Consider the following 25120-nt stretch of genomic DNA (forward strand, 5'->3'; position numbering starts at 1 on the left):
ATGCACTCATATGAAGATCGTATCCGGGCTGTGGAGCTTTATTTCAGATATGGAAAAAGGCTGACAGTTGTTGTCAGGGAGTTGGGCTACCCGTCCGTTAAACAGCTTGGTCGGTGGGTTCGGATTTTTGAGGAATACGGCGACTTACCCAGGGAATTAAAACCCAGAAAACGCTATTCACACGCGCAGAAAGTCGCTGCGGTTGAGCATTACCTTACGCATGGCGGTTGCCTGGCCTATACGCGCCGCGCTTTTGGCTATCCCAGCAACGAAGTGCTCAAGAGCTGGATCGAAGAGATTTATCCGGGACGGCGGCCCCTGATTATTCGCTCCAACACACATAAATGCTTCAGCCAGGAAGAAAGAACTCAGGCTGTCCGTGAGCTCTGCACCCGCCGTGGAACAGCCCTTAAAGTTGCACAAAAGATAGGTATCAGCGTTCCGGTCCTGTACAAATGGAAGAAAGACCTGATCGATGATGAGGCTTATCAATCCATGCGTAAACGTAAATCAGCTCCTCCGGATAAGCAGCAGGATGCACTGCACGATGAAATAAAGCAGCTGAAACAGCAGGTTCATCAGCTACAACTTGAACGTGACATCCTGACAAAAGCGAATGAACCGATAAAAAAAGACATGGGCATCAGCGTCCTGACCCTGAAGAACAGGGAGAAAACCCAACCCGTTGATGCCCTTAAGGAAAGTTATCCCGTTGCTGAACTGCTCAGCGCTCTGCAGCTTGCACGAAGTTGCTATTTTTATCACAAGGCGGGCCTTCGTCTGCATGACAAGTACGCGTAAATACGCATAACCATAGCAAAGATCTTTGAGGGAAATTACCGCTGCTATGGTTACCAGCGTCTCCACGCGATGCTGCGTGAAAACAACACGTACATCTCAGAAAAGGTTGTCCGCAGGCTGATGGCTGAAGAACAGCTGATAGTTAAGCGTGCGGGGCGTCGCCGATACAGCGCTTACTGCGGAGAAATCGGTCAGGCACCTGAAAATCTTCTCGCCAGAAATTTTCGCTCCTGCAGGCCAAATGAGAAGTGGCTGACCGATATAACCGAGTTCCAGCTTCCGGCCGGCAAGGTCTATCTGTCGCCAGTCATCGACTGTTTTGATGGCAAAGTGGTGAGCTGGACCATAGGAACTCGGCCGGATGCAAAACTGGTGAATGCCATGCTGGATGATGCGATCGATACGCTCAGAGAGCATGAAAGACCGGTGATACACAGCGACAGTAATAATGCCGGTGTCAGTTTTCATCCTTGCGCTGTTTGCTGTCTGAGCAGATTGATGTGATTACTGATGCAGTGAAGAACTTCCCGCATCCTGACTCACACAGCGATCGACCTTTTGTGTCCTGCCCTGGACTCGTCGGTTGCCGGAAGCATCTTCATGCGAGGCATCTCCTCACCGGTACGCGTGACTCAAGAAGGGCCTGACGGCGTGTCTCTTTACTGTCCTGTCCGGGTTATTAGTCAGGGGATTCAATCATGCCGTCCTGACAGGTGACCAGCCATGAATGATGAAAATACTGACGCCACTGCTTCTGCCATTGTGGGTGGTGTAGATACGCATAAAGAGCTGCATGTTGCCGCTGTGGTTAATCAAAACAACAAAGTCCTCGGGACGGAATACTTCTCCACAACACTACAGGGCTACCGCCAGATGCTGGCGTGGATGGCCACTTTTGGCTCAGTACAGCGAATTGGTGTTGAGTGCACAGGCACCTACGGCTCAGGACTACTGCGTTATTTACTCAAAGCCGGAGTAGAAGTGCTTGAGGTAACGACACCAGACCGCATGGAGCGACATAAGCGTGGTAAAAGCAACACGATTGATGCAGAGTGCGCTGCTCATGCCGCCTTCGCGAGAATACGGACAGTCACGCCAAAAACACATGACGGCATGATTGAGTCTCTGCGGGTGCTAAAAACCTGTCGAAAAACAGCGATATCAGCCCGCAGAGTCGCTCTCCAGATTATTCATTCCAATATTGTCTCTGCGCCAGATGAACTGCGTGAACAGCTCAGAAATATGACGCGCATGCAGCTTATCAGAACACTGGGATCCTGGAGGCCAGATGCCAGTGAATACCGCAATGTTACGAACGTTTATCGCATTGCATTAAAATCTCTGGCCCGACGCTATCTCGAGTTACATGACGAAATCGCTGATCTGGATGTCATGATTGCGGCAATTGTCGACGAGCTGGCGCCTGAGCTGATTAAACGTAATGCCATTGGATACGAAAGCGCTTTGTCTATCCATTATTAAGATGTCGTCTCAGTGGCTAAGTTAAAGTGTCATCTCTGGCATGGGCAGAGTCTGGCTGGTCAGAGTTTGTCTTTCGGATGGGCTACCCAGGTCTTCTCGGCAATCATCAGCTTCCTGACGGTTTCTTTTGAGATGCTCAGCCCGCAGCCCGCGTTGAGTAACCGCCATGCGCCCGTCGGACTCATACCGCGGCAGCGGGTGCGGATAAGCTTCACCACCTGAGACTTCAGCTCTTCTTTCAGCTGATAGTTGCTGGGTTTACCCCGGCGCAGATCCACCATGCCGTCCCGGCCGGATTCGCGGTAGCGACTCACCAGACGCCGGCACTGGCGGGGAGAGACTTCCATTGACTGCGCGGCTTCTGCCGCTGTGATGTCACCTGCCAGATACATTTCAATCAGGTCAGCCCGCAGCTGCTCCTGCAGGGTCATCACTTTTTTTCCTGACTCATTTTTCCTCCCTGTGGCGTTGTGTCCGCTGAAGCGGGCCGGGGAAGGGCATCAGCGTTTCAGGTCAGAGACAAAGTCCTCCGGGCTGACCAGCACCGGATTGATCGCCCTCAGCGCTTCAAGTGCGCGTTGCTGCGCCCGCCGTCGCGGCATCTTTTTGCTGCGTGAGCGTTTCCCTTCAGCTTCCAGCTCATCCTGTTTTTCCTGCGCCAGCCGCAGTACGGTTCCGAGGCGTTTGTTATCGACGATCTCACCCTGATCCACGCAGGACAGCTTGTCAAAAACCTGATAACTCAGCTCGCGGTGAGCATAACGAAAGCTGATCCTGCCGTCAGGATATTCGAATACCGTGATTTTCTCACCCGCGATGCGGGTATTGGCATCAGAGGGTTCAATGAGATAAAGCATTTTATCATACTGAAAAGTAAGCGATTTTGATAATTTCCGCTGGTCCTGCCAGGCAAAGATATCGTCCAGCTCTTCCTGCGTTAGGCCCGCCGGACGGTGCAGATCCTTCGGATACTTAGGCGGGCGCGCAAAGCGCCGGTTAAAGTCATCGATAAAGCCTGCAACCCAGCGGTTCGCTTCTCCGATGGAGCTGATGCTCTGCAGCCGCAGCTCCTTCACGAGCCGGTCCTGCAGCGTCTGGTTGGCACGCTCCACGCGGCCTTTGGCCTGGCTGCTGTTCGCACAGATGAGTTCGATGCTCAGATCGCGCAGCGCCCGGCCAAACTGCGTGGTGCCGCTGCGGCGTGCGTCCGTCCCGTTAACGCGGAAAACGGCGTGCTTGTCGCTGTAGAATGCGACGGGTTTTCCATGTAAATCAATATACTCCCGCGTTGCCGTCATATAGTCGAACGCAGATTCTGAATCACAGAAGCGAAGGTGCATCAGTCGGCCGGTGGCATCGTCAACGTACACGAGCAGGCAGCACTTCGGTGCGCGATCCTCAAACCAGGCATGGTGGGAACCGTCCAGCTGAACGAGTTCTCCGGTGCAGTCGCGCCGGTGCCGTGGCTGATAAATATGAACCTGACGACGTGAATGTGGCCGCCAGAGTCCGTCTGAAATCATCCAGTTGCGGACAGTCTCGACGGAGACCGGAATACCGTGTCGTTCAAGCAGCTTTTCGGTGGCCAGAGTCGGGCCAAAATCCGCGTAGTGTTGCCGGATCAGATGCAGTGCGGCGCAACGTAAATCTTCGGGAATGCGGTTGTTGCCGGGACGCCCGCGACGTTCTGATACAATCGATGCCGCACCATGTTCACGGTAACGCCGCAGAACACGCTGCACCTGACGCACGGTGAGCTCGAGAAGGCGTGCGGCTTCGCGCTGGAGCAGCGTGCGGTCGTGAACGCGCTGAATGATGCCGAGCCGGTATAGATCTTTATCTGTCATGGTCACCAACATAAAGTCTGCATCCTGAGCTGAGCCTGAGGAAATTTAAGACTAGTTCAGGGACGAAATCTGTAAATTGTTCCGTACGACATTAGCGCTTTGGAGTAACACATGTATTGCGTATAACGTGAATTATGTTAAATTTCGTATCTAGACATGCACCATTTCTACGGGGTGTTATGAATTGATTGATACTGAGATAATTAGACTTGATGCCAAAAAACCTCTTACAATGATTTATCGCCACAAAAAGCAGCGACATTATAATTTAGTAAAAAGTTGAGTTCTGGCAGTAAATCGCACGTATAGATGCTATTTACTCTTTTAACTCTAGAAATTTTGAGTTAAATCAGTATGTGCATACTCTGTTAATTAATGCACAACTGTCCCGTTATTTTCAAATTGTGGTGGCGATAAGATAACGAGCTAACTTAACTTGACTAATCCAATAGTTTTCTCAATCGCCATTAAGATCAGCACCGCGAAGATAATAAAGATCACTGATATAGCATTCACCGTAGGATCAAAAGTCTGATCGACATAGTTAAATACCCGAACCGGCACGGTGATAGTATCTGGCGCGCTAAGAAACAGGCTTACTGAAACTTCACCAAACGAGGTTACCGCCGCAAATACCCCTCCGGCCAGTATACCGGGCCTAATCAGCGGCAGCGTAACGTGGCGAAACGTATACCAGCGCCCTGCTCCCAAACTCATCGAAACAGCTTCAAGCCGCTTATCCATCGCCGCAAGGCTTACGCTGACGGTGCGCACCACATACGGCAGCGCCACCACCACGTGACCAATTACAAGACCGCTAATCATCCCGGCTATGCCCGCCGCCGTGAGTACATAGAGCAGTGCAATACCCAGCACCACTTGCGGGATCATCAGCGGCGACAGAATAAAAGCCTGCAAGGTTTCACGATAGCGGAATTCCAGCCGCGCCAGCGACCAGGCGCCAAAGGTGCCGAGCAGCACAGTGACCGGCGTGACGATCACAAGCAGTAACGCGCTGATCCCAAGCGATGCGACCCAGCCGTCATCCTGCAGCAGCGCGCTAAACCAGCGCAAAGAGAATCCCTGCGGCGGAAACTGCGGATAAGGTTCCGGGCTAAACGCCGAGAGCACAATCACCAGCACCGGCAGTGCTAAAAAGACGTAAATCATAATGCCCGCCAGCGTCACGCCGAACTGTGTCAGTCGCTGCGGCAGACTGCGATAGTTATCCATGGTTTTTCTTTTCCCAGCGTTTCAGAAACGCACCCGCAATCCCGGCGACAATCAAGGTCATCACCAGTAACGTTAACGATAGCGCCGCCGCCAGCGGCAGGTTGGCGATCTGCATCGCCTGCTGATAAATGGCGATTGGCAGCAACGGCTGTAAGCGTCCACCAATCAGCAATGGTGTGATGTAGCTGCCCGCCGCGAGAGAGAAGACGATGATGAAACCGGTGAGCATGCCGGGCAGCGTCAAAGGCAACACCACCCGGCGGAACGTCATCGCTGGCGTGGCCCCCAGACTCATCGCTGCCAGCCGCAGCGAGGGCGCGATTTCATTCAGAGAGGTAATCAACGGCAGTACGGCAAAGGGCAACATCACCTGCACATAGGCGATAATTACCGCATTCATGTTCCACAGCAGGCTGAGCGGCTGCGGAATCAGGCCGGTGAACAGCAGGAAGCCGTTAATCAAACCGTTCTGCGCCAGCAGCACAATCCAGGCGAAAGTGCGAATCACCACGCTGGTGAGCAACGGAGAAATCAGGATGACATACAGCAGCGTGCGCCAGCGGCGCCTGTGCGTTGTCACCAGCAGCCATGCAGCCGGCCACGCCAGCAGCACCGTGATGGCGGCGGTCAGAAGTGAAACCCACAGCGTGGTCCAGAGCGCATGCAGATACTGCGGATCGGCAAATACCGTCACATATTGCGCCAGGCTGTAACCCGGCAGCGGATTGAGCAGGTTATCAACGTTGGTCAGGCTTTGGTCGAACAGCAGCAACAGCGGTACCAGCAAAAACAGCAGCAGAAACAGTAACGATGGCGTAAGCAGCAGCCAGGGAAACAGATTACGCGTAGCAATTTTCATCAGGCGCGCTCCGGTGCAGGCAGCACGATGACGTCCGCAGGTTGCCAGTGCAGATAGCAGCGATCGCCCGGCGCGGGCAGTTGTGAAAAATGCGCTTCCGAGGGCTGCACGCTGATCTCGCCGCCGCCCGGCAACTGACATAACAATCGTAAGGTTGCACCGGCGAAACTCACTTCTTTCACGCTGGCAACGCTGCCGTTGCTGGCAAATTGCTGAGGCTCACTGGAGAATTGCACACGCTCCGGACGTACAATCAGCAATGATGATGCGCTTGCCGGTTGCGTGGCGGCCAGCTGCAGCGCTTCACCGGCGGCAACGAAGTGATCGCGTGCCTGATAAAGCCCATTCTGCGCGGCGACATGGAACAGATTGGCCTGTCCGACAAACTCGGCGACAAAACGATTCTCAGGCTGGCGATAGAGCGCAGCTGGCGTGCCAATCTGTTGCACCTCGCCCTGACCGAGAATGCCAATGCGATCCGACAGAGTGAGCGCCTCTTCCTGATCGTGCGTCACCAGCACCGTGGTGATACCAACGCGCTGCTGCAACGCGCGCAGCTCATCCTGCATTTCCTTGCGCAGGCGCGCATCCAGGTTCGACAGCGGTTCATCCAGCAACAGTACTTGCGGTTCAATCGCCAGCGCGCGTGCAATTGCCACGCGCTGTTGCTGCCCGCCGGAAAGCTGATGCGGCATGCGCTGCGCCAGTCCTTCCAGTCGCACCTGCTTTAGGGCTTCGGTGACGCGAAGTTGCTGTTCACTGCGCGACACTTTGCGCACCTTCAGCCCAAACGCGACGTTATCGCCCACGCTCAGATGCGGAAATAGCGCGTAGTTCTGAAACACCATGCCTATGTGGCGCTGATACGGCGGTAGCGCGGTGACATCCTTGCCACCAATCAACACGCGCCCGCTATTGGGCGACAAAAATCCGGCGATAATATTTAAGAGTGTGGTTTTACCGCAACCGCTCGGGCCAAGCAGGGAGAAAAACTCGCCCTGCTCAATGGTGATGCTGACGTCATTCAGGGCGCGGTGGTTATCAAACTGCCGCGCTACGCCGTCAATGACGACTGAACTCATTTCGCACCACCCAGTGCCTGGCTCCAGCGACGCGTCCAGTCCGCCAGATTTGGCGTAGCGGTGCTGTAATCGATCCAGATCAGTTTGCTGTACGCCTCTTCGCCCACTTTAACCTGCTTTTTCAGGTTATCGCTGTATTGCACATCCTTGTTGGTCATGCCATACAGTGATTTATCGGAGAAGGCTTTCTGCACTTCTGGCGCAGACATGGCGTTAACCACTTTGTAGGCATTAGCGAGGTTCGGTGCGCCTTTTGGAATGACCCAGTTCGCTGCGCCGACAACCGGGCCATCGGACGGATAGACGAAATCCACTTTCATGCCTTGCTGCTTCAGCGCAAACACACGGCCATCCCAGTATGGCACCACCCAGGCATCGCCGCGCTCCAGCAGGGTTTGAATCGCGCCCGGACTATCCGGAAAAGCCACTGCATTGCCGCGCAGTTCCGCGAGCTTGGCGAAGGCTTTATCCACTGCGGCAGGCTGATTGAGCTCGCCGCCTAACGCATGCACCAGGCCCGCGAAGAACTGCAAACCGGCAGCGTAAGTCGGTGATGAAATCGCGACGTGGCCTTTATATTCAGGATTCCACAAGTCGAGCCAGCTTTTCGGCGGGGTTTTCACCAGATCGCTGCGATAAGCAAGCCCGAGCTGGCCGAGGCTGAATGCGGCGGCGTAAGTTTGATTGTCATAAACAAAGCGCGACTGCACGCTCTTATACAGATTGTTGAGGTTAGGAATGTCTTTGGCATCCAGCGGCTGTAGCAATCCCGCCGCCTGCGCGCGCTGAACCGTATCGGGCTGGAACACCACTACGTCATATGGCGAGCGACGGCCTTTGGCGGCACGCAACTTGGCAAACCATTCGGCATCGGCGCCCGGCACCACGGTCAGCTTCAGGTGATTATCTTTAGCAAACTGCTCCAGACCGGAAGCGCGGATATTTTTCTCCCAGTCACCACCGTAAACCCCAACGATCACCGAGTCGGAGGTTTCAGCCGCGCTCACCGCACCGCTGAACAAGATGCCCACCAGTGCGGTGAGCAGGATTTTTTTGTTATTTAATCGGCGCATGGCCATCTCCTGGTATTGATGTAATTGACGCTGAAAGTTCACCTTCCAGTGCGCGCAGCGCATCGGTAAACGCCTGGCGAGCAGTTTCGACCGCGGAAGAAGTTGAACGGGGAAAATCTGCCGGTAACTGCGCTAACGCGGCGGCAAACACCGCTGAGCGATGTCGCTGGCGCTCAGCCGGACTGAGTGAATAGAGCAGCTGATTGAGCCGCGTCAGCAGATCGCCATCGAACAGTGTCTGCCAGTTATCGCGCGCCTCGCCGAAAGAGGATGAAACCGCACGCGGTTGGCTGCGTAAGGCGGCGGTAGCAACCGAATCTATGCCCTTATCGGTAAGCACCACGCCATAGTGCTGCGCCGCATCGGTGTAGCTCAGCAAATGGTTATCGACATCGTTTTGCACCGCTAGCACATCGCGCTTGAAGGCATCGCCCCAGCCTCCGCCGCCGGGCGTCTGCAGCAGCACTTCGTCACCGGCGTTGACGCTCAGTAGATCGATCTTGCCAAGCGGCTGACCACCAGAGACATCAGGATTAAGCGTCAGCGTAGTGGATTGTCCTGGCTGACCGCCCTGCACGCCCCACGGCTGGAACAGCATGCGCTCCATGCCTCGCGCCAGTAGCGTGCTGTCATTCTGCAGAATTCGCACCCGGATCTGCTGCCCCATGCCGCCGCGCCATTGTCCTGCACCGGCCGAACCGGGTCGCAGTGCGTACTGGCGGATTTCGATATGGGTTTCCGCTTCAACCATCTCCACCGGATTATTCGCCAGGTTTGAGATGCTGTTATCGCGTCCGTCGATGCCGTCGCGCCCCTGCCGCGCCCCGCCGCCGCCGACCATCGGTTCGATCACCTGCACATTCTGCTCGCGGCCATTGCGTGCCACTTCTGCGATCACCAGCGGAATAATGGTGCCCCCGCTGGCGGCGGGCATCACTTCTGGCAACGGCTGCCCCAGCAAACCGTTCAGCAAATCGTTGACACGTACCGCCGCCGCGTGGCGTACGCCCACTGCCGCTGGATAATGAGGATTGACCAGCGATCCGGCGGGTGCAAACAGCGTCACCGGCTCGAGTAAACCGGCATTCAACGGCACGGTCTTGTCTAGCGTGCACACCAGTGCCAGAATGCGCAGCGTTAGCCACGCATGTGGATCGCCATGGCTGGGAATGTTGATTGCCGCCGCCACCTGTGCATCGCTACCGGTAAAATCGAGATGCACGTTGCTATCGTTGAAGATGGCGGTGATGGCGAGTCGCACCGGCAAGCCGCTGCCCGCGGCGTCATCAAGATAATCTTCAAACTGGTAAACGCCGTCAGGAATGCGGCGCAACACCTGACGCGCGCGTATAGCCGAGTAAGCCTGTAAATCCTGCTGCGCCTGCACAACATTGGTAACGCCATGCTGCGCCACGATGCGATTAAGGCGATCGCGACCGGCATTGAGCGCAGCCAGCATCGCCTGAATATCGCCAGCTATCGCATCCGGCGTACGGCTATTGGCGGTGAGAATGTTCATCACATCCCGATTGAGTTCACCCGCGCGCACCAGCTTAACCGGGGGAATTTGCAGCCCTTCCTGATAAATATCGCTGTTGGTAGGCGAGATGCTGCTCGGCACGCGCCCGCCAACGTCGGAAGCGTGCAGAAAAGCCCAGCCCCAAGCCACTAGCTCGCCATCAATAAACCAAGGCGCCAGCACCTGCAAATCCGGCAGATGCGTCGCCAGTCCGCGCGAACGCCAGGGGTCGTTAGTCAGAATCACATCGCCGGGCGCGACGTCGCCAATTGCCTGAATAGCGGTTAACGCATTCAGGCCGACAAAGCCGGAGACGCCAATGCCTTTCGGATAAGCGAAGAAGCGGCCCTGTAGATCGGCGACCGCGCAGCAAAAATCAGCGGTTTCCTTGACGTACAGCGTGCGTCCGGTGCGCTGCAGGATGTGGCACATCTCTTCGGTCAGTGCGGTGAGTTTTTGGTTGAGGATTTCGAGGGTGATGGCATCCAGTTTCATGACGCGTCTCCCGTTACACGAGCGATCAGCAGATTGCCGCTGCCATCGGTGCGCGCCGACCAGCCAGGTAGGATCAGCGTAGTGGTATCGTCCTGCTCAATCACCGCAGGACCGGCGATTTGGCTCTGCTTATTTATGTTCACACGCTGCCAGATACGCGCATTCACCCAAGCTCCTCGCAGAAAAAGTGATCGCGAAAGTGGCTCATGAATCTCAACCTCTGCGTTAAAAGGCTTGTCTGTCGGACGCGGTAGCGCGGCATTCAGCGACAAGCGCAACGTGGTGAGCTCAATGGTCGCTTCAGGCGTGTTGAAGCCATAACGCTGCTGATGCATCTGCTGAAAATGTTCCAGCAACAGGTGATGCGAGAGGGTTTCCGGGCTCCCGAGGTTGACGCTGAGTTCGTAAGCCTGTCCGGCATAACGCATATCCGCTTCCACCTGATAATGGGCGCGCTCGCTCAGGCGGCTGGCCTGTTCGGTAAACCACGTTTTTGCCAACTGATGCAACTCCGCAACGGTGCCGGCAACTTTGCCGTAGCTTTCCGGCGTGACGTTAATGCGCAGGCTGCGCACAAAATCGCGGCGAATATCGGCGCTGATCGCACCCTCAGCGCAGAAAGTACCAGGACGCAGCGGCACCAGAATGTGGTTGATGCCCGCCTCTTCGGCGAAAAAGTTGGTGTGCGTCGGACCCGCGCCGCCAAAGGGGATCAGCGTTAATCCATCGGCAGTCAAACCGCGCTGCGCCAGTGCTTTGTTCAGTTCGGTCGCCATCTGCGCCGTTGCCACCTCGATAGCGCCGCTTGCCACCTGCTCGGCATCAAGTCCTAATGTTTCGCCCAGTTTGCTCAGTGATCGGTGCGCGGCGGCATGATCCAGCACAATAGTACCCGCCAGCGCCGCATCGGCGGACAGGATGCCGCTCACCAGATAGCAATCGGTCAGCGTGGGCTGCGTTCCGCCGCGCTGATAAGCAACCGGGCCGGGTTCGGCACCCGCGCTTTCAGGGCCGACCTTGAGAATGCCGAAATTATCAACATGCACGATAGAACCGCCGCCGGCACCAATCGCTGAAACACCGACCACTGGCAGAATCAGCGGCAGGCCGCCAATCTCTGTGCGGTTGACGCGCTCGATCTCGCCCTGCTCCGACAGCGAGATATCGCTGCTGGTGCCGCCCATATCAAAGGAGACAAAGCCTGCACCCGACGCCAGATGAGCCGCAGCAATCACGCCCGATGCCGGTCCGGACAGCAACGTGTCAACCGGGCGCTGTTGCGCAGCGTCGAGCGGCAGCACGCCGCCGTTGGACGCGGTGATCAGTAAGGGAACGTCAATCGCCTGCTGCGCGAGCAAATCGCTCAGCCGGTTAAAGTAGCGCTGCATCAGCGGCTGAATATAGGCATTCAGCCCGGCGACCAGTGTGCGTTCATATTCACGAATCTCCGGCCATAACTGCGCCGATGAGAGCACCGGAATAGCGCCTAACTTCGCAGCCAGCGCGCTTGCCAGTTCCGCTTCACGCGTTGGATTGGCATAACCGTTAATGGTCACCAGCGCCACCGCGCTAACGTTGAGTTGTAAAACCCCGGACGACACTTTTGTCAGTTCCGCCTCGGTTGGCCATTGCGTCACTTCACCGGCAGGACTAAAACGCGCCGGGATCTCCAGCACGCGCTGACGCGGTAAAAAAGGTGGCTCGCGATCGGCATGAAAATCAAAAGAAGACGGCATACGCGCACGCGCGATCTCCAGCACATCGCGGAAACCGCTGCTGATGACCAGCGCAATGTCCGCACCGCGCCGCTGAATAATGGCGTTGAGGCCTAACGTGGTCCCATGCAGCACCAGCGACAATTCGCTGGCGGGCAGGCCGCTTTTTTGCAGCAAAGCGCTCAGTCCGTCACTCACCGCCAGAGCAGGGTCGGAAGGCGTACTGGGTTGTTTATGGAAAAAGCGTTGCTGGCGTTGCGGATCAAATAAAACAAAATCGGTAAAAGTTCCTCCGACATCCACGCCGACTGTCGCTCCGGCTGCGGGGCTGTTATCCACCTTAATTCTCCTGCATTACTGGTGACTTAGCTTATTAAGGCGTTAATCTCCGTTGCTTTGCCATGCAATACGAACAATAAAAATGACTAAGCTTTGCTGATATTTGCATGAGGAGGTGCTTAGCTGCGTGGTAGCAATGGTTCGCGCAAATGCATCTAAGCCAGCGCGATGGAATGTTTTATGTTGTGCATAAATTGAAGGAGAAACCTTATGTCTGCGTCGATATCACCTCAAGAGCGCGCGCTGTTGCCACAGATTCAGCAATGGGTCGCGCAGCACCGTGCCGCATTAACCGATGACCTGGCCCAATGGATTGCCATTCCCAGCATCAGCCGTGCCGATCTTGCAGCGCCAGATGCGCCTTTTGGCCCCGAGTGCGCGCAGATTTTGCAGCAAGTGTTAGAGCTGGCTGAGCAGGGCGGATTTAAAACCGAGCAGCATCAGGGCTTTGCTGGTTCCGTGGTTTATGGCGAGCACGCGCGTGACATCGGGCTTATCAATCATCTGGATGTGGTACCTGCGGGTGACAACTGGACTTTTCCGCCCTTTACCCTGACGCAGCACGGCGATTTTGTCATTGGTCGCGGCGTCGCAGATAATAAAGGTCCCGGCGTGCTTAATTTCTATCTGTTAAAGCTGATCCGCGATCTGGGTATCCCGCTGCATCACAATCTGCGTATCGTTTATGGTCTGGCAGAAGAGACCAACATGGCAGACATGGCATGGTTCGCGAAGAACGGTCCGGTGCCCGAGTATTCGATTGTCACTGATGGCATGTTTCCGGTGAACAATGCGCAGAAAGGACAGCTGAGCTTTGCCCTGAATGTCGCTGAGTCGGGCGTGCTGGCGGATATCGTAGCCGGCTCTGCCAGCAATAGCGTGCCGGATTTCGCCAGCGTGCGAATAGTGAAGGCCGATCCACATGCCATCATTGAAAAACTGCCGACTATGCAGTGCGTTGCCGCAGCCAACCTGTCCATCAAACCTGAAAAGGATGGTGCGTTCACGCTGGAAGCGCGCGGCAACGGTGGGCATGCCGCCTTCCCAGACGGTACGCTGAATGCTACCCAGGTGCTGCTCGCGGCGCTGGTCGAGCTGGAATTATTGGGCGATCACGAGCGTCAGCTGGCGGAAACACTGGTGACGCTATTTGCTTCACCGTATGGCGAGAGCGCCGGCTTGGGACTGGAAGATGAGGAGTCCGGCAAACTGACACTGAACGCAGGCGTGTGGTACAGCCATCACGCTGACACGCTACGCATTGATTGTGATATCCGTTATCCGGTTTCGTGGCGCGGTGAGCAGATCGTCGAATTGCTGCAGCAGCAGTTAGCCGCCACCACCATTACGCTCGATCCCGACTGGCGCGACGTGGCACCGTTTTTCCTGCCGGCATCGCACCCGGTGATTTCCCTGCTGCAGCAAGTATGGAATGACACCACCGGCAATGACGATCGTCCTTATGCCATGGGCGGCGTGACCCATTCAAAGAAGCTGCCGAACGCCATCACCTTTGGCCCCGGCTACCGGAAAACTGCGGTTAACACGCCAGACTTTTTGCCTGAGGGACACGGTTTGCCGCACGGTGCCGACGAGACGATCCATCTGCCATCGCTGTTGGATGCATTACCGAAATATGTGATCGCGTTGATAAGGTTGGATAGTTATCTGATTGCGCAGGGATAACCCTGTCGCTGCATCAGATAACGGACGCACGCGCCAAGGCACCTATTTCCAATGCCAGCTCACTGAGAGAATGCTCAAACTTGAAGCTTCTCTTGAACAAACGTTTTATCAAGCTGAAACGGGGTCTGATGTAATGAAGTGGTGATTAGGCTGCGCATGGGATTTATTAACGGCTGAGAGCAATTGCTGAGTATAGAAATGCTGCGGATTATGCCAAACCTGCTCAACATCTCCGCTCTCAACTATTTCCCCCTGATTCATAACGAGCACCCTATCCGACATATAACGCACTACTGCAAGGTTGTGGGAAATAAACAAATAACTCAGACCCAATTCCTGCTTCATTTCCAGCAGTAAATTGAGAATTTGCGCCTGTACGGAAACATCCAAAGCCGAAACCGCCTCATCGCATATCACCAATCGCGGTTTAACAATCAGCGCACGCGCAATGCCAATGCGTTGTCTCTGACCGCCTGAAAACTCATGCGCGTAGCGGTCAAGGGACTGACGGGGTAACCCGACGCGATCCAACATTGTGAGTATGCGCTGCAAGCGCTGAGCTGCAGGAGCGGCATCGTGCAAACGAAGCACAGAATCCAGAATGGTGAAGATAGTGTGTCGAGGATTAAGCGATGCATAGGGATCCTGGAAAATCATCTGCACGCTTTTACGCAAATTCTTCAGCGCTGCTTCAGGCTGCTGCGCGATATCAGCCCCATCTAATTGAATTTGACCATCGTCCGGGCGTATGAGCCGCAGCAGAGTGCGGGATAGCGTGGATTTTCCACAACCGGATTCTCCAACTAAGCCCAGCGTTTCTCCCGCATGCAGATCGAAACTGACCTCTTTTAGCGCGGGCACACGCTTGCGCCCTTGTGCATAGCTGACATCTAAATTCCGAACTGACAGCAGTGGGCGCCTGTCTGCCAGACTCTGCACTGGCGGAAATGTCAGCATCTCCGGCTGGTGAAGGCGAAATTCTGCCTCACCGTTGTGGCGTATTTCAGTCAACAGCCGCTGACGGTAATGAAGATTTTGTTCCCCCATCAATGAGGCCGCCATCAAGCCGCGCGTGTAATCATGCCGGGCATGACTGAAAATCACCTCAGTATCGCCCTGTTCAACGATTTTTCCGCTATGCATGACTGCGACTTTATCTGCCCATTGGGAGACCAAACCCAGATCGTGGGTGATCATTAATACGCTAAGAGAGAGCTCGCGCCGTAGTCGATCTAACAGCGCCATGATATTAGCCTGCACGGTGACATCAAGCGCAGTGGTTGGCTCATCTGCGATTAATAGTTTTGGTTCGCAGGCGACCGCCATGGCAATCATTACGCGCTGTCGCTGGCCCCCGGACAATTGATGCGGGAAGTCATCCACGCGCCGCGCAGGATCGGGAATCTCAACCAAGGCTAATAACTCAATCGCCCGGTTACGTGCCTGCTGACGTGACAGGCGTTGATGTACCCGCAAAGTTTCGGCTATCTGTGCACCGATGCTGTAAACCGGATTGAGAGACGTCATCGGCTCCTGAAAGATCATCGAGAGATGATCGCCGCGCAATGCGCGGAACGCCGGTTTCGGCAGGTTTAAAAGATCGCGCCCCTCAAACATGACCCGGCCACTTATTGCTGCCTGTTTGGCGAGCAACCCCATAATTGACAGCGCGGTGACCGACTTGCCACTACCTGACTCGCCAACCAGCGCCAGCATTTCGCCCTGCGCCACACTGAAGTTGACACCTTTAACCACAGCATGGTTGCCAAAGTGAACCTGAAGGTTTTCAACGGAAAGAAGCGATTGCATCATTGTTCACTCAGTCGCGGGTTAAAGGCATCGTTTAAAGCATCGCCCAGTAGGTTAAGTCCAAGTAACGTGACCACTAATGCGATCCCTGGAACGGCAGTCAAATACCACGCGGTGCGCAACATTTCGCGGCCGCTGCCAATTAGAAATCCCCAGCTCACAACATTCGGATCCCCCAGGCCAAGAAAGGAAAGTGCAGCCTCCATCAAAATGGCCGAGGCCACCATCACTGACGAGGTGACGATGATGGCAGGCAATGCGTTGGGCAGCATTTCCCTAAAAATGATGTGCCAAGCAGAAAAGCCCTGGCAGTGCGCCGCCAGCACAAAATCCGATTCGCGCAGGCTACGAAACTCAGCGCGCACCAGGCGCGCAATCGTCGGCCAGGTAGTGATGCCTATGCTGAAAATGATCAGCGCAACGGACGGCGTTGAAATGGCCAGAATAATGATCACCAGTAAAAAGGGTGGCATGGTTTGAAATAGCGTGGTGATCCGCATCAAAATGTTATCGATTATCCCGCCGTAGTAGCCACTCAAACTCCCTATTACGGTGCCTGCTGCCAAGCCAATCAGCGTCGCACCCAGCCCAATCAACAGAGAAACGCGTGCGCCATGGAAAATACCCGCCGCAAGATCACGCCCCATTGCATCAGTTCCCAGCGGCCAGGCAAAATCCGCTCCAGGAACCATCAGGGGCGAAGCCACCATATCCAGCGGATCGCCGGGATACAGCCAGGGCGCTATCACCGCCATCACCACGACAAGCAATAAAATCACCAATCCTGAAATACCAGCAGGATTGCGCAGAAAGTGGCGCAGTGAACGATGGCCAACAGAAGTGTGTTCAGAAAGAGTCAGCAGCGTTGCCATTTATGGTCTCGCAATTCGGGGATCAAGCCAGGCGTGAATTAAATCCACGACAAAATTGGCCAAAAGAACCATCAGTGATGAGAAAAGCAGGATGCCTAACAGAATATTCACATCGCGAGCCATCACTGCATCAAGTGCCAGCCGGCCCAAGCCCGGCCATGAAAACACGGTTTCCACCACGGCGGCACCGCTGAGCAATGTGGCAATATGCATGCCGCTGACGGTGACCAGCGGGATTAGCGCGCAACGAAGAACATGAACCAGCGTGACACGCAAAGGCGACAGTCCTTTGGCGTGGGCGGTGCGCACAAAATCCTGATGTGCGATTTCCAGCATCGCGGCGCGTGTCAGGCGTGCGTAAATCGCAAGGAAGAAACTGGCGAGTGAAAAGACCGGTAATATGGCGTGAGAGACGACATCACTGATATATTCCCAGCCATGTAAATGAGCACCGATGGTCATATTACCGCTGCTGGGTAACCATCCCAGATGAACAGAAAACAGCACTAACAGCATTAATCCAATCCAGAAGCCCGGCAAAGAATAAAGAAGAAGGCCTGCCAGAGACAATAAGCGATCCGGCCAGCGACCGACAAATAACGCCATTATTATGCCAAAGAGTATGCCAATAATTAAAGCGACAAACTGAGCAGCAATCATTAAAATCAGCGTGGCGGGTAAACGTGATAATATCAGCGTTGTCACTGGCGTATTAAATCGCGGTGAATATCCTAGGTTGCCCTGGATTATATGGCTGACCCAGTTGATAAATTGTTGCCAGCCTGGCAGATTCAAACCGTATTGCTCACGCATCAGCGCCATGCTGGCTGCACTTGCGCCGCCTGACTCGCCGGCCAGAACATCCACGGCATCACCGGGGATCGCTTTCAGGATAATAAACATGATCAGCAAGATACCAATTAACGTCGGCACAACCTGAAGTGCAGTTTTACACATAAATGAAAGCAGCCAATGGCGTTCTCGCTGCATAGCCAGCGTCCTTGGATCAGAATGAGTGATGAGCAGCGAAACTAACAGGCGATGTTTTTCTGGCTTAACAATAATTTGTGCAATCGATATCCGAGAAATAGATATCTCAGAAATAAGCCAGCTTATGCACAAAATGGATGAGCTAACCCGAAATACTCATTGGTTTAAACCTGTTTGATATCGGTTAATTATGCCCTCAACTTTTTATTTATATTTTAAAGGCGAAGGCATGTCAGAAAGACGTGGAGTAAAACCAGTGAACCGTGTTGCTGTCGATGTCGGGGGAACGTTCACCGACATCGTGTTATTGCAGGGCGGCAATCAACACTCAGCTAAAATCCTTACCAGCGCTGACGCGCCTGAACGTGCTGTAATCGCCGGTATCAGTGATGTACTTAATCAGGCTTCACTGACTTTCGAAGATATCGATCTGTTGATTCTTGGGACGACGCTGGCTACCAATGCTCTGATCGAGCGCAAGGGTGCGCGTACTGCATTAATCACTACCGCAGGTTTTCGTGACCTGGTTGAAATCGGACAGGAGGACCGCTTTGCCCAATACGATGTTTTCCTGCAAAAACCGCGTCCTCTGGTTGAGCGACAATGGCGTTTTACCGTTGAGGAACGTATTGATTCGCAAGGCACAATTCGTATTCCGTTAAACGAAGCTCAGGTGGTTGCCCTTGCCAGCGAACTGCTTGCCCATCAGATTGAAAGCGTAGCCATTGGATATCTGCAAAGTTTCATCAATCCGCAGCACGAACAACGCACCGCTGAACTGCTGCGCAATCTCCTTCCAGATGTAACGATTTCACTCTCCAGCGATGTCTGCCCCGAGATCCGCGAATATGAGCGACTTTCAACGGTCTCTGCGAATGCCTATGTACAGCCGCTGGTGGCAGGCTACCTGCATCGCTTGAAGCAACAACTGAGCGATCGTGGTTTACGTGTTCAACCCTACCTGATGACGTCGGGTGGCGGCATCACTACGCTGGAAAATGGTATCAGTGAACCGGTGCGTTTGGTCGAATCGGGTCCAGCGGGTGGCGCTATCCTCGCCAGCAACATTGCAGCGCAGCTCAATTTGAACAAAGTGCTGTCGTTTGACATGGGCGGAACCACGGCCAAAATTTGCTTTATTGATCAGTACCAGCCGCAAATCTCCCGCAGTTTCGAGTTTGGCCGCGTGCACCGTCACCAAAAGGGATCGGGCTTGCCAATCCGTATTCCCGTTATTGATTTAGTGGAGATTGGTGCGGGAGGCGGTTCTATTGCACGCATTGATAATTTGCATCGCCTGCAAGTGGGGCCCGACAGCGCAGGATCTTCGCCAGGGCCGATCAGTTACAATCTTGGCGGTGAACTTGTCACGATTACGGACGCCAATGCGCAATTGGGACTCCTCGATCCTGCTACGTTTGCTGGCGGCAAAGTTGAGTTGAACGTCAGCAAAGCGGCGGCCGCGATTGATAAACAGATCGGTGAGCCGCTAGCGCTGCCGACTGATGAGGCTGCGTTAGCCGTAACAGAGATTATTGCCGAGAATATGGCAAATGCCGCGCGCGTGCATGCCAGTGAATCAGGCAAGCAGGTTGACAGCTATACGTTGATCGCCTTTGGCGGCGCGGCGCCCTTGCATGCTGCTCGTCTTGCCAGCAAGTTGGGCATCAACCGTGTGATCATTCCACATGCTGCTGGTGTGGGTTCAGCGTTAGGTTTCTTATGGGCACCGGTTTCTTATCAGGCCGTACGCAGCTTCTATCAGCGTTTAGATAATCCCGATTTCACCGCCGTCAATAACGTGCTGGAAACACTCAGTGAACAAGCGCGGCACATTGTGCAACAGGCCGACGAAAGTGCAGACGTTTCGCTGGAGCGCAGCGTCTACCTGCGCTATGCCGGCCAGGGCCATGAAGTGCCTATTCCTCTTGAGGGAAACCGTTTCGATGAGCAAGGATTAGCTGCGCTGCACGAGCGCTTTACCCTGACTTACCGTCAGCTTTACGGTCGCAGCCTGGATCACGTTGCGGTCGAGGCCATCAGTTGGACGGTTACCGCATCGGCACCCGCCCCCACCATCGCTGCCCCGACGCAACCGGCGCAATCTAACGACGCCTCCGTTTACCCCGATCGCGATGTCTTCTCCTTCCAGCAGCAACGTCGTATCAACCTTCCGGTTTACGCTCGCAGCCACTTGAGTAATGGCAGCAATTTGCCGGGTCCGTTGTTGGTTGTCGATCCGGAAACCACCACGCTGGTGGATGAGTTGTTTTCTGTCAGTAGCACCCGTAAAGGGCATCTGGTGCTGGAACGTCAAACCCCGTCAGGAGCTGTGCAATGAGCCAGAACGTTATTCAATATCAGGTCATCTGGAATCGCTTGATCTCAGTGGTGGAAGAGCAGGCGCAGGCATTAATTCGTACCGCTTTCGGCACAGCAACACGTGAAGCTGGCGACCTGTCAGCGGGAGTATTTTTGCCTGACGGACGTATGGTTGCGCAGGCTGTCACTGGCACGCCGGGGCATGTCAATTCGATGGCCGAGTCAGTAAAACACTTTCTGAGAGTGTTCCCCATCGATACGTTGCAACCTGGCGATGTACTGGTGACCAATGATCCGTGGAAAGGCACCGGGCATCTTTATGACATCACCATGGTCACACCGGTCTTTTATCACGATCGACCGGTGGCTCTGTTTGCTTCAACCCTGCATGTCATTGATATTGGTGGCCTCGGCCCTGGCCCTGACGGCCAGCAAATCTGGCATGAAGGATTGTTCTTGCCGATCATCAAATTCATTCATGCCGGTAAGCTTGATGAAACCGTGTTGAATATCGTAAAAGCCAACGTCCGCGAACCTGCGCAGGTAGAAGGTGATTTTCTGGCGCTGGTGGCCTGTAACGATGTGGGCGCGCGTCGGTTGATCACATTACTGGATGAGTTCACGTTGCCCAATCTGCAAGACGTGGGTGAATACATTCTTGAACGTTCGGAACAGGCCATGCTGGAAGCGGTACGCAGCTGGCCTACCGGCAGTTGGGAAAGCGAACTCTGGGTTGATGGCTACGATAAGCCGCTCCGTTTGCAGGCTAAGCTGACGCTTAGCCACGATGGCATCCACGTTGATTTTGCTGGCAGCGCAGGTTTTGTTGCCAAAGGCATCAACGTGGTTAAAGCCTATACCGATGCCTACACCTCATTTGGTATTCGCTGCCTGATTGGTGCAGATATCCCCAACAATGCCGGATCGCTCGGCGTCATCAAAATTGATGCGCCGGAAGGTTCAATACTCAACGCGCCCTATCCTGCCGCGGTAACCTCGCGTCATATTATTGGTCAGATGCTACCCGACGTGGTGTTCAACTGCCTACGCCAGGCCCGCCCCGGAGAAGTGCCAGCGGAAGGCGCTTCATGCCTGTGGAACATCCAGCTTTCTGGTGGGCATATTTTGTCGGAATACGATGCTACCCACACTCTCACGCAGCCGCGTTTTTCCATTACCAGCTTCTCGACCGGTGGCACCGGTGCACGTCCTAATCTTGATGGACTTTCCACCACCTCATTTCCCAGCGGCGTGCGTAACGTTTCACTGGAAATCCTGGAATCTATTAGCCCGGTCGTGTTCTGGCGCAAAGAGTATCGACAGGATTCCGGTGGTGCAGGTGCGCAACGCGGCGGTCTGGGGCAAATCATTGAGCTTTCGCATCGTCAGGATCTGCCAATGGAACTTGGTGCGGCATGGGATCGCATTCACTTCCCGGCTCAAGGTGCCGAAGGTGGATTAGCAGGTGCGCCGGGACGTGTCACGCTCTCGACCGGGGAGACATTATCGGGTAAAGGCCGTCAAATTATTCCACCGGGAAGCCACTTAATCGTTGAAACACCTGGCGGCGGAGGTCTGGGAAATCCACTGGAGCGTCAATCGACAAACTTGCATCGCGATATCGACAACCAGCTTATCAGCACCGATGCGGCAGCTGAATTACATGGGTATAACGCCCCACAATCAGACAGAGTAAAATAAACCATGTTGAAATCATTTCGCCAGTCTCTGCTGGCCGTTGCATTGAGCACCACGCTACTGGGGAACGTTGCGCACGCCGCCGACCCGCAAAAAGGCGGCACGTTGAATGTCGTTCTGAATTACGAACCTCCTGCTCTCATTGCATTGACCACAGTGGCAACACCCGCGTTGAGTGTCAGTGCAAAAGTGACAGAAGGCTTGCTCAGCTACGACTTTAATCTCAATCCACAGCCGCAACTGGCAACAAGCTGGGAAGTCAGCCCTGACGGAACGCGCTATACCTTCCATTTGCGTCCCAATGTTAAGTGGCATGATGGCCAGGATTTCACCTCGGCGGATGTCGCCTATTCCATTGAGTTGCTGAAAAAGGTTCATCCACGGGCATCCAGCACGTTTGCCAACGTTACAAAGGTTGAAACTCCAGATGCGCTTACCGCGGTGTTAGTGCTTTCCAAACCCGCGCCTTATCTGATCAAAGCCTTCGCCGCAGCGGAGTCACCCATCGTACCGAAGCACATCTATGAAGGCAGCGATCCTCTGACCAATCCGCACAACAACGCCCCCATAGGCACCGGACCCTATGTGTTCGATAAATGGGTGCGTGGCAGCTACATACTTTATAAGCGTAACCCTAATTACTGGGATAAGAACCGGCCTTACCTCGATCAATTGGTCGTAAAATTTATTCCGGATGCCGCAGCACGTTCAGTGGCATTTGAAACTGGGGATGCTGACCTCGGTTACCGCACTCCGGTGGCGCTGAATGATGTCTCACGTCTCAAGAGTTTGCCGCAGTTAGGATTCGAAACCAAGGGTAACAGCTACTCTTATAATGTCAGTTCGCTTCAGTTCAATCTGGACGATCCTCACTTCAAAGATCTGCGCGTACGCCAGGCTGTCGCCCATGCGATTAACCGTGATGTGATTCTTCAAGTGGCCTATTTTGGCTTAGGGCAAGTGACCGCGTCACCGATTGCACCAGGCATCAAAGAGTATAATGATCCTTCTCCGTCGCCTTACGACTTTGATATCAAGAAAGCCAACGAACTGCTTGATCAGGCAGGCTATCTTAAAGGCAGCGACGGCACGCGGTTCAGCGTCACGCTGGATTACAATCCAATCTCTGAGGATTTACGTAAAACGGCTGAATACACCCGTTCCGCGCTGGCGAAAATAGGCATCAAGGTCACGCTGCGTGCGCAAGACCTTTCCAGCTTCGTACGTCGCATTTACACCGACAGAGATTTCTCATTCACCATCAATGGCCACAGCAATCTCTATGACCCAACGGTTGGCGTGCAGCGTATCTATTGGTCGAAGAACTTCCGCAAAGGTGTGCCGTTTTCTAATGCTTCCGATTATCACAACCCGGAAGTCGACCGCTTACTGGAGGCCGCACAAACAGAAAATGATCCGCAGAAACGTGTAGAAGAGTTCAAAACGTTTCAGAAAATCGTTGAACAGGAGCTGCCGGACATCAATCTTATTTCCCCGCAGTTCATCACCATCTATAACCGCAAAGTGCACGATCATTCTGTGACTGCCGATGGCATCGAAGGCAATTTGTCGCAGGTGTGGTTAGAGAAGCAGTGATCAATTCAAGCAAAGCCGTGCTACTTGCGGCTTTACTTGGGCATTGAGAGGCTAAAACGATAGGAATGAAAACGAAGAGACTAACTCACCATCTCTGCGAGCCTGTCATCGGCAGCAATGGCGACTAAAGCACCTGCTTCTTTGTTCAGGTAAAGAAAAATGTTTTCTCTGTCAGTCAGCGCGCGTCTTTCCCAGACAATATGCGTGGTCACAATTTCCCCTGAGCAGCTCGTTGTCGCAAATCATCCATGTGTTTTGTCACTTCATCATTGTTAAGGTATTCGCCTTCACCAGAGTTATGGCGATTGAACGCGTGAGCTATCTGTTGCTCCAGCCAGTGCTCATGATCACTGTTTTGAAATCGGAGTTCTTCTGCTGCCAGCTCTTCTGCCCGCTGACGCATGAGGTCGGTAAGACTCTTGTGTTGGCGCTCCGCAGCAAGCATGGCCAAACGTTTCGTTTCATCATCTATCCGAAAATGAATAGTGCTGCTCATAATGTTGTCTCTTGTGGTGTCGTTTGTGTTGTCATTATGAGGGTAAACCATTTTAGAGCCATCCCCGTATACGAAACTCATTACGCAGCTAAACTACTGCTCACCTATTATGTTAAATATGATATCCGCACAGACCCCAGACAGCACCTGGCCCGTAGCTACCGTCTTGAACGTCAAGCGGTAGCTACGTAGTTTTCATCCCACTTCATCCGGGTTTTCAGCACACCGAAGCATTGATGCACCAGCTTGCGCATCAATGCACCCAGCGCGGCCTTTTTCGCTTTCCCTTTCGCCAGTAATCTCTCATACAGCGCTCTCGCCGGACCGTTCCACCTCGACGCCACCACCGCAGCCATATACAGTTTCGCCCTCACATCCGCCGGGCCCGTTTTGGACATCCGCGCAAGCCCCCTCACGGAACTTCCCGATGTCTTCTCTACCGGCACCACCCCCAGCCACGATGCGACCTGCGACGCACTGCGGAACGGGCACGAGTGCAGCACTGCCAGCATTGTCGTTCCCACCACGCTGCCTATGCCTTTTATCGATTCCAGCAGCTCGCGGTCCTCTTTCAGACCCGGATGATTATCCGTGTGGTCTGAGATGAGGGCTTCAATACGCTTCAGTTCTTCCTCATTCGCTTTCCGGGTTCTCGTCAGGGAGTCGATGACCTCCCGTGACGTCCGGGTTGAATGGGCTTTTTCCAGCCGGTTTACTGCCCGCTGCACATCCGCCTGAAGCGAGTCCCGCAGGCGCATCAGTTCCCGCAGCTTACGCACTTCAGGTGACGGTGGCACCCACGCATCGGGCTGTTTCAGCTCACCGTAACGGGCCAGCACCCAGGCATCGGCGGTATCATTTTTGGTGAGCATACCGATCCCACGGGCAAATTCCCTGACCCGCTGAGGATTCCCCATGCAGACCGTGACGGGGGTGTTTTCATGCAGCCCGAACGCCACATTCTCGTGGTAGACACTGGTGGCTTCCAGCACCGCAGTGACCTGCTCAGGCGGGCACTTCTGCATGAGGAGCCAGTCGTATATCTCACGCTCCGCACCGGGCTGGTTCTTCATGGATTTGGTTTTCTTTTTGCCGTTGCCGGGCAACAGGCAGAGGTCGAGTTTGTTTTTACTGACATCGATACCGAGATAAATCATCAGATAACTCCCTTTCACATGAACCATCACGCCATCTTGCCTTGTACAT

Annotated in this window: 18 protein-coding genes and 2 pseudogenes; 6 read left to right on the plus strand and 14 right to left on the minus strand. The window is 54.4% G+C overall.

The window, feature by feature from the left end; genetic code table 11:
- Positions 1-1242: pseudogene (locus tag RCF31_RS24685) on the plus strand (IS3 family transposase); the annotation flags it as partial.
- A 282-nt stretch (positions 1243-1524) separates the two neighbouring features.
- Positions 1525-2265: pseudogene (locus RCF31_RS24690) on the plus strand (IS110 family transposase); the annotation flags it as partial.
- A gap of 77 nt (positions 2266-2342) precedes the next feature.
- Here the strand turns inward: RCF31_RS24690 and RCF31_RS24695 are convergent.
- The 8 genes from RCF31_RS24695 to RCF31_RS24730 all read right to left on the minus strand — a co-directional run bounded on the left by RCF31_RS24695 (position 2343) and on the right by RCF31_RS24730 (position 12445).
- Positions 2343-2714: a helix-turn-helix domain-containing protein gene (locus RCF31_RS24695; RefSeq protein WP_416413787.1), complete on the minus strand. Its 372-nt coding sequence runs from the start codon at positions 2712-2714 to the stop codon at positions 2343-2345.
- A gap of 69 nt (positions 2715-2783) precedes the next feature.
- The gene (locus RCF31_RS24700) at positions 2784-4130 is read right to left on the minus strand and encodes an ISNCY family transposase (RefSeq protein WP_416413788.1); all 1347 of its coding nucleotides are present in this window, start codon (positions 4128-4130) and stop codon (positions 2784-2786) included.
- Between the two features lie 426 nt (positions 4131-4556).
- On the minus strand, positions 4557-5363 hold the full coding sequence (locus RCF31_RS24705) for an ABC transporter permease (protein ID WP_416413951.1): 807 nt from the start codon (positions 5361-5363) through the stop codon (positions 4557-4559).
- Positions 5356-6222, minus strand: coding sequence for an ABC transporter permease (locus RCF31_RS24710; protein ID WP_416413952.1), 867 nt, complete (start codon positions 6220-6222; stop codon positions 5356-5358). Before RCF31_RS24710 ends, RCF31_RS24705 begins: the two co-directional genes overlap by 8 nt.
- On the minus strand, positions 6222-7304 hold the full coding sequence (locus RCF31_RS24715) for an ABC transporter ATP-binding protein (RefSeq protein WP_416413953.1): 1083 nt from the start codon (positions 7302-7304) through the stop codon (positions 6222-6224). The genes RCF31_RS24710 and RCF31_RS24715 overlap by 1 nt, the downstream gene beginning before the upstream one ends.
- Positions 7301-8377 (minus strand): ABC transporter substrate-binding protein, encoded by a 1077-nt coding sequence (locus RCF31_RS24720; protein WP_416413954.1) that lies wholly within the window; start codon positions 8375-8377, stop codon positions 7301-7303. Before RCF31_RS24720 ends, RCF31_RS24715 begins: the two co-directional genes overlap by 4 nt.
- Positions 8361-10391, minus strand: coding sequence for a hydantoinase B/oxoprolinase family protein (locus tag RCF31_RS24725; RefSeq protein WP_416413955.1), 2031 nt, complete (start codon positions 10389-10391; stop codon positions 8361-8363). Before RCF31_RS24725 ends, RCF31_RS24720 begins: the two co-directional genes overlap by 17 nt.
- The gene (locus tag RCF31_RS24730) at positions 10388-12445 is read right to left on the minus strand and encodes a hydantoinase/oxoprolinase family protein (RefSeq protein WP_416413956.1); all 2058 of its coding nucleotides are present in this window, start codon (positions 12443-12445) and stop codon (positions 10388-10390) included. The genes RCF31_RS24725 and RCF31_RS24730 overlap by 4 nt, the downstream gene beginning before the upstream one ends.
- A 210-nt stretch (positions 12446-12655) precedes the next feature.
- On the opposite strand from RCF31_RS24730, the gene RCF31_RS24735 reads away from it, so the two are divergent.
- Positions 12656-14131: a Sapep family Mn(2+)-dependent dipeptidase gene (locus RCF31_RS24735; protein ID WP_416413957.1), complete on the plus strand. Its 1476-nt coding sequence runs from the start codon at positions 12656-12658 to the stop codon at positions 14129-14131.
- Between the two features lie 108 nt (positions 14132-14239).
- Here the strand turns inward: RCF31_RS24735 and RCF31_RS24740 are convergent, their stop codons facing one another.
- Genes RCF31_RS24740 through RCF31_RS24750 form a run of 3 tightly spaced genes read right to left on the minus strand, consistent with a single transcriptional unit; the run spans position 14240 to position 17802 of the window.
- On the minus strand, positions 14240-15940 hold the full coding sequence (locus RCF31_RS24740) for an ABC transporter ATP-binding protein (protein WP_416414172.1): 1701 nt from the start codon (positions 15938-15940) through the stop codon (positions 14240-14242).
- Positions 15940-16812, minus strand: a complete 873-nt coding sequence (locus tag RCF31_RS24745; RefSeq protein ID WP_416413958.1) for an ABC transporter permease — start codon at positions 16810-16812, stop codon at positions 15940-15942. Before RCF31_RS24745 ends, RCF31_RS24740 begins: the two co-directional genes overlap by 1 nt.
- Positions 16813-17802 carry an ABC transporter permease gene (locus RCF31_RS24750; protein ID WP_416414173.1) on the minus strand — a complete coding sequence of 330 codons (990 nt, stop codon included), beginning with the start codon at positions 17800-17802 and terminating at the stop codon, positions 16813-16815.
- Between the two features lie 229 nt (positions 17803-18031).
- Here RCF31_RS24750 and RCF31_RS24755 point away from each other — a divergent pair, with 229 nt between their 5' ends.
- From RCF31_RS24755 to RCF31_RS24765, 3 genes are read left to right on the plus strand one after another with little or no spacing between them, the layout of a single operon-like run.
- The gene (locus RCF31_RS24755) at positions 18032-20143 is read left to right on the plus strand and encodes a hydantoinase/oxoprolinase family protein (protein WP_416413959.1); all 2112 of its coding nucleotides are present in this window, start codon (positions 18032-18034) and stop codon (positions 20141-20143) included.
- Positions 20140-21825 (plus strand): hydantoinase B/oxoprolinase family protein, encoded by a 1686-nt coding sequence (locus RCF31_RS24760; protein WP_416413960.1) that lies wholly within the window; start codon positions 20140-20142, stop codon positions 21823-21825. Before RCF31_RS24755 ends, RCF31_RS24760 begins: the two co-directional genes overlap by 4 nt.
- A 3-nt stretch (positions 21826-21828) precedes the next feature.
- Positions 21829-23418 carry an ABC transporter substrate-binding protein gene (locus RCF31_RS24765; RefSeq protein ID WP_416413961.1) on the plus strand — a complete coding sequence of 530 codons (1590 nt, stop codon included), beginning with the start codon at positions 21829-21831 and terminating at the stop codon, positions 23416-23418.
- 80 nt (positions 23419-23498) lie between these two features.
- Here the strand turns inward: RCF31_RS24765 and RCF31_RS24770 are convergent, their stop codons facing one another.
- From RCF31_RS24770 to RCF31_RS24780, 3 genes are all read right to left on the minus strand, one after another.
- Positions 23499-23630, minus strand: coding sequence for a hypothetical protein (locus tag RCF31_RS24770; protein WP_416413962.1), 132 nt, complete (start codon positions 23628-23630; stop codon positions 23499-23501).
- Entirely contained in the window at positions 23627-23914 is a 288-nt protein-coding gene (locus RCF31_RS24775) for a damage-inducible protein J (RefSeq protein WP_416413963.1), read from the minus strand. The genes RCF31_RS24770 and RCF31_RS24775 overlap by 4 nt, the downstream gene beginning before the upstream one ends.
- A 173-nt stretch (positions 23915-24087) precedes the next feature.
- Complete coding sequence (locus RCF31_RS24780; protein ID WP_416414174.1) at positions 24088-25071, minus strand: IS110 family transposase; 984 nt, start codon at positions 25069-25071, stop codon at positions 24088-24090.
- Between the last annotated feature and the right edge of the window lie 49 nt (positions 25072-25120).

Source organism: Pantoea sp. App145, assembly GCF_047947045.1.
Taxonomy (GTDB): Bacteria; Pseudomonadota; Gammaproteobacteria; order Enterobacterales; family Enterobacteriaceae; genus Pantoea.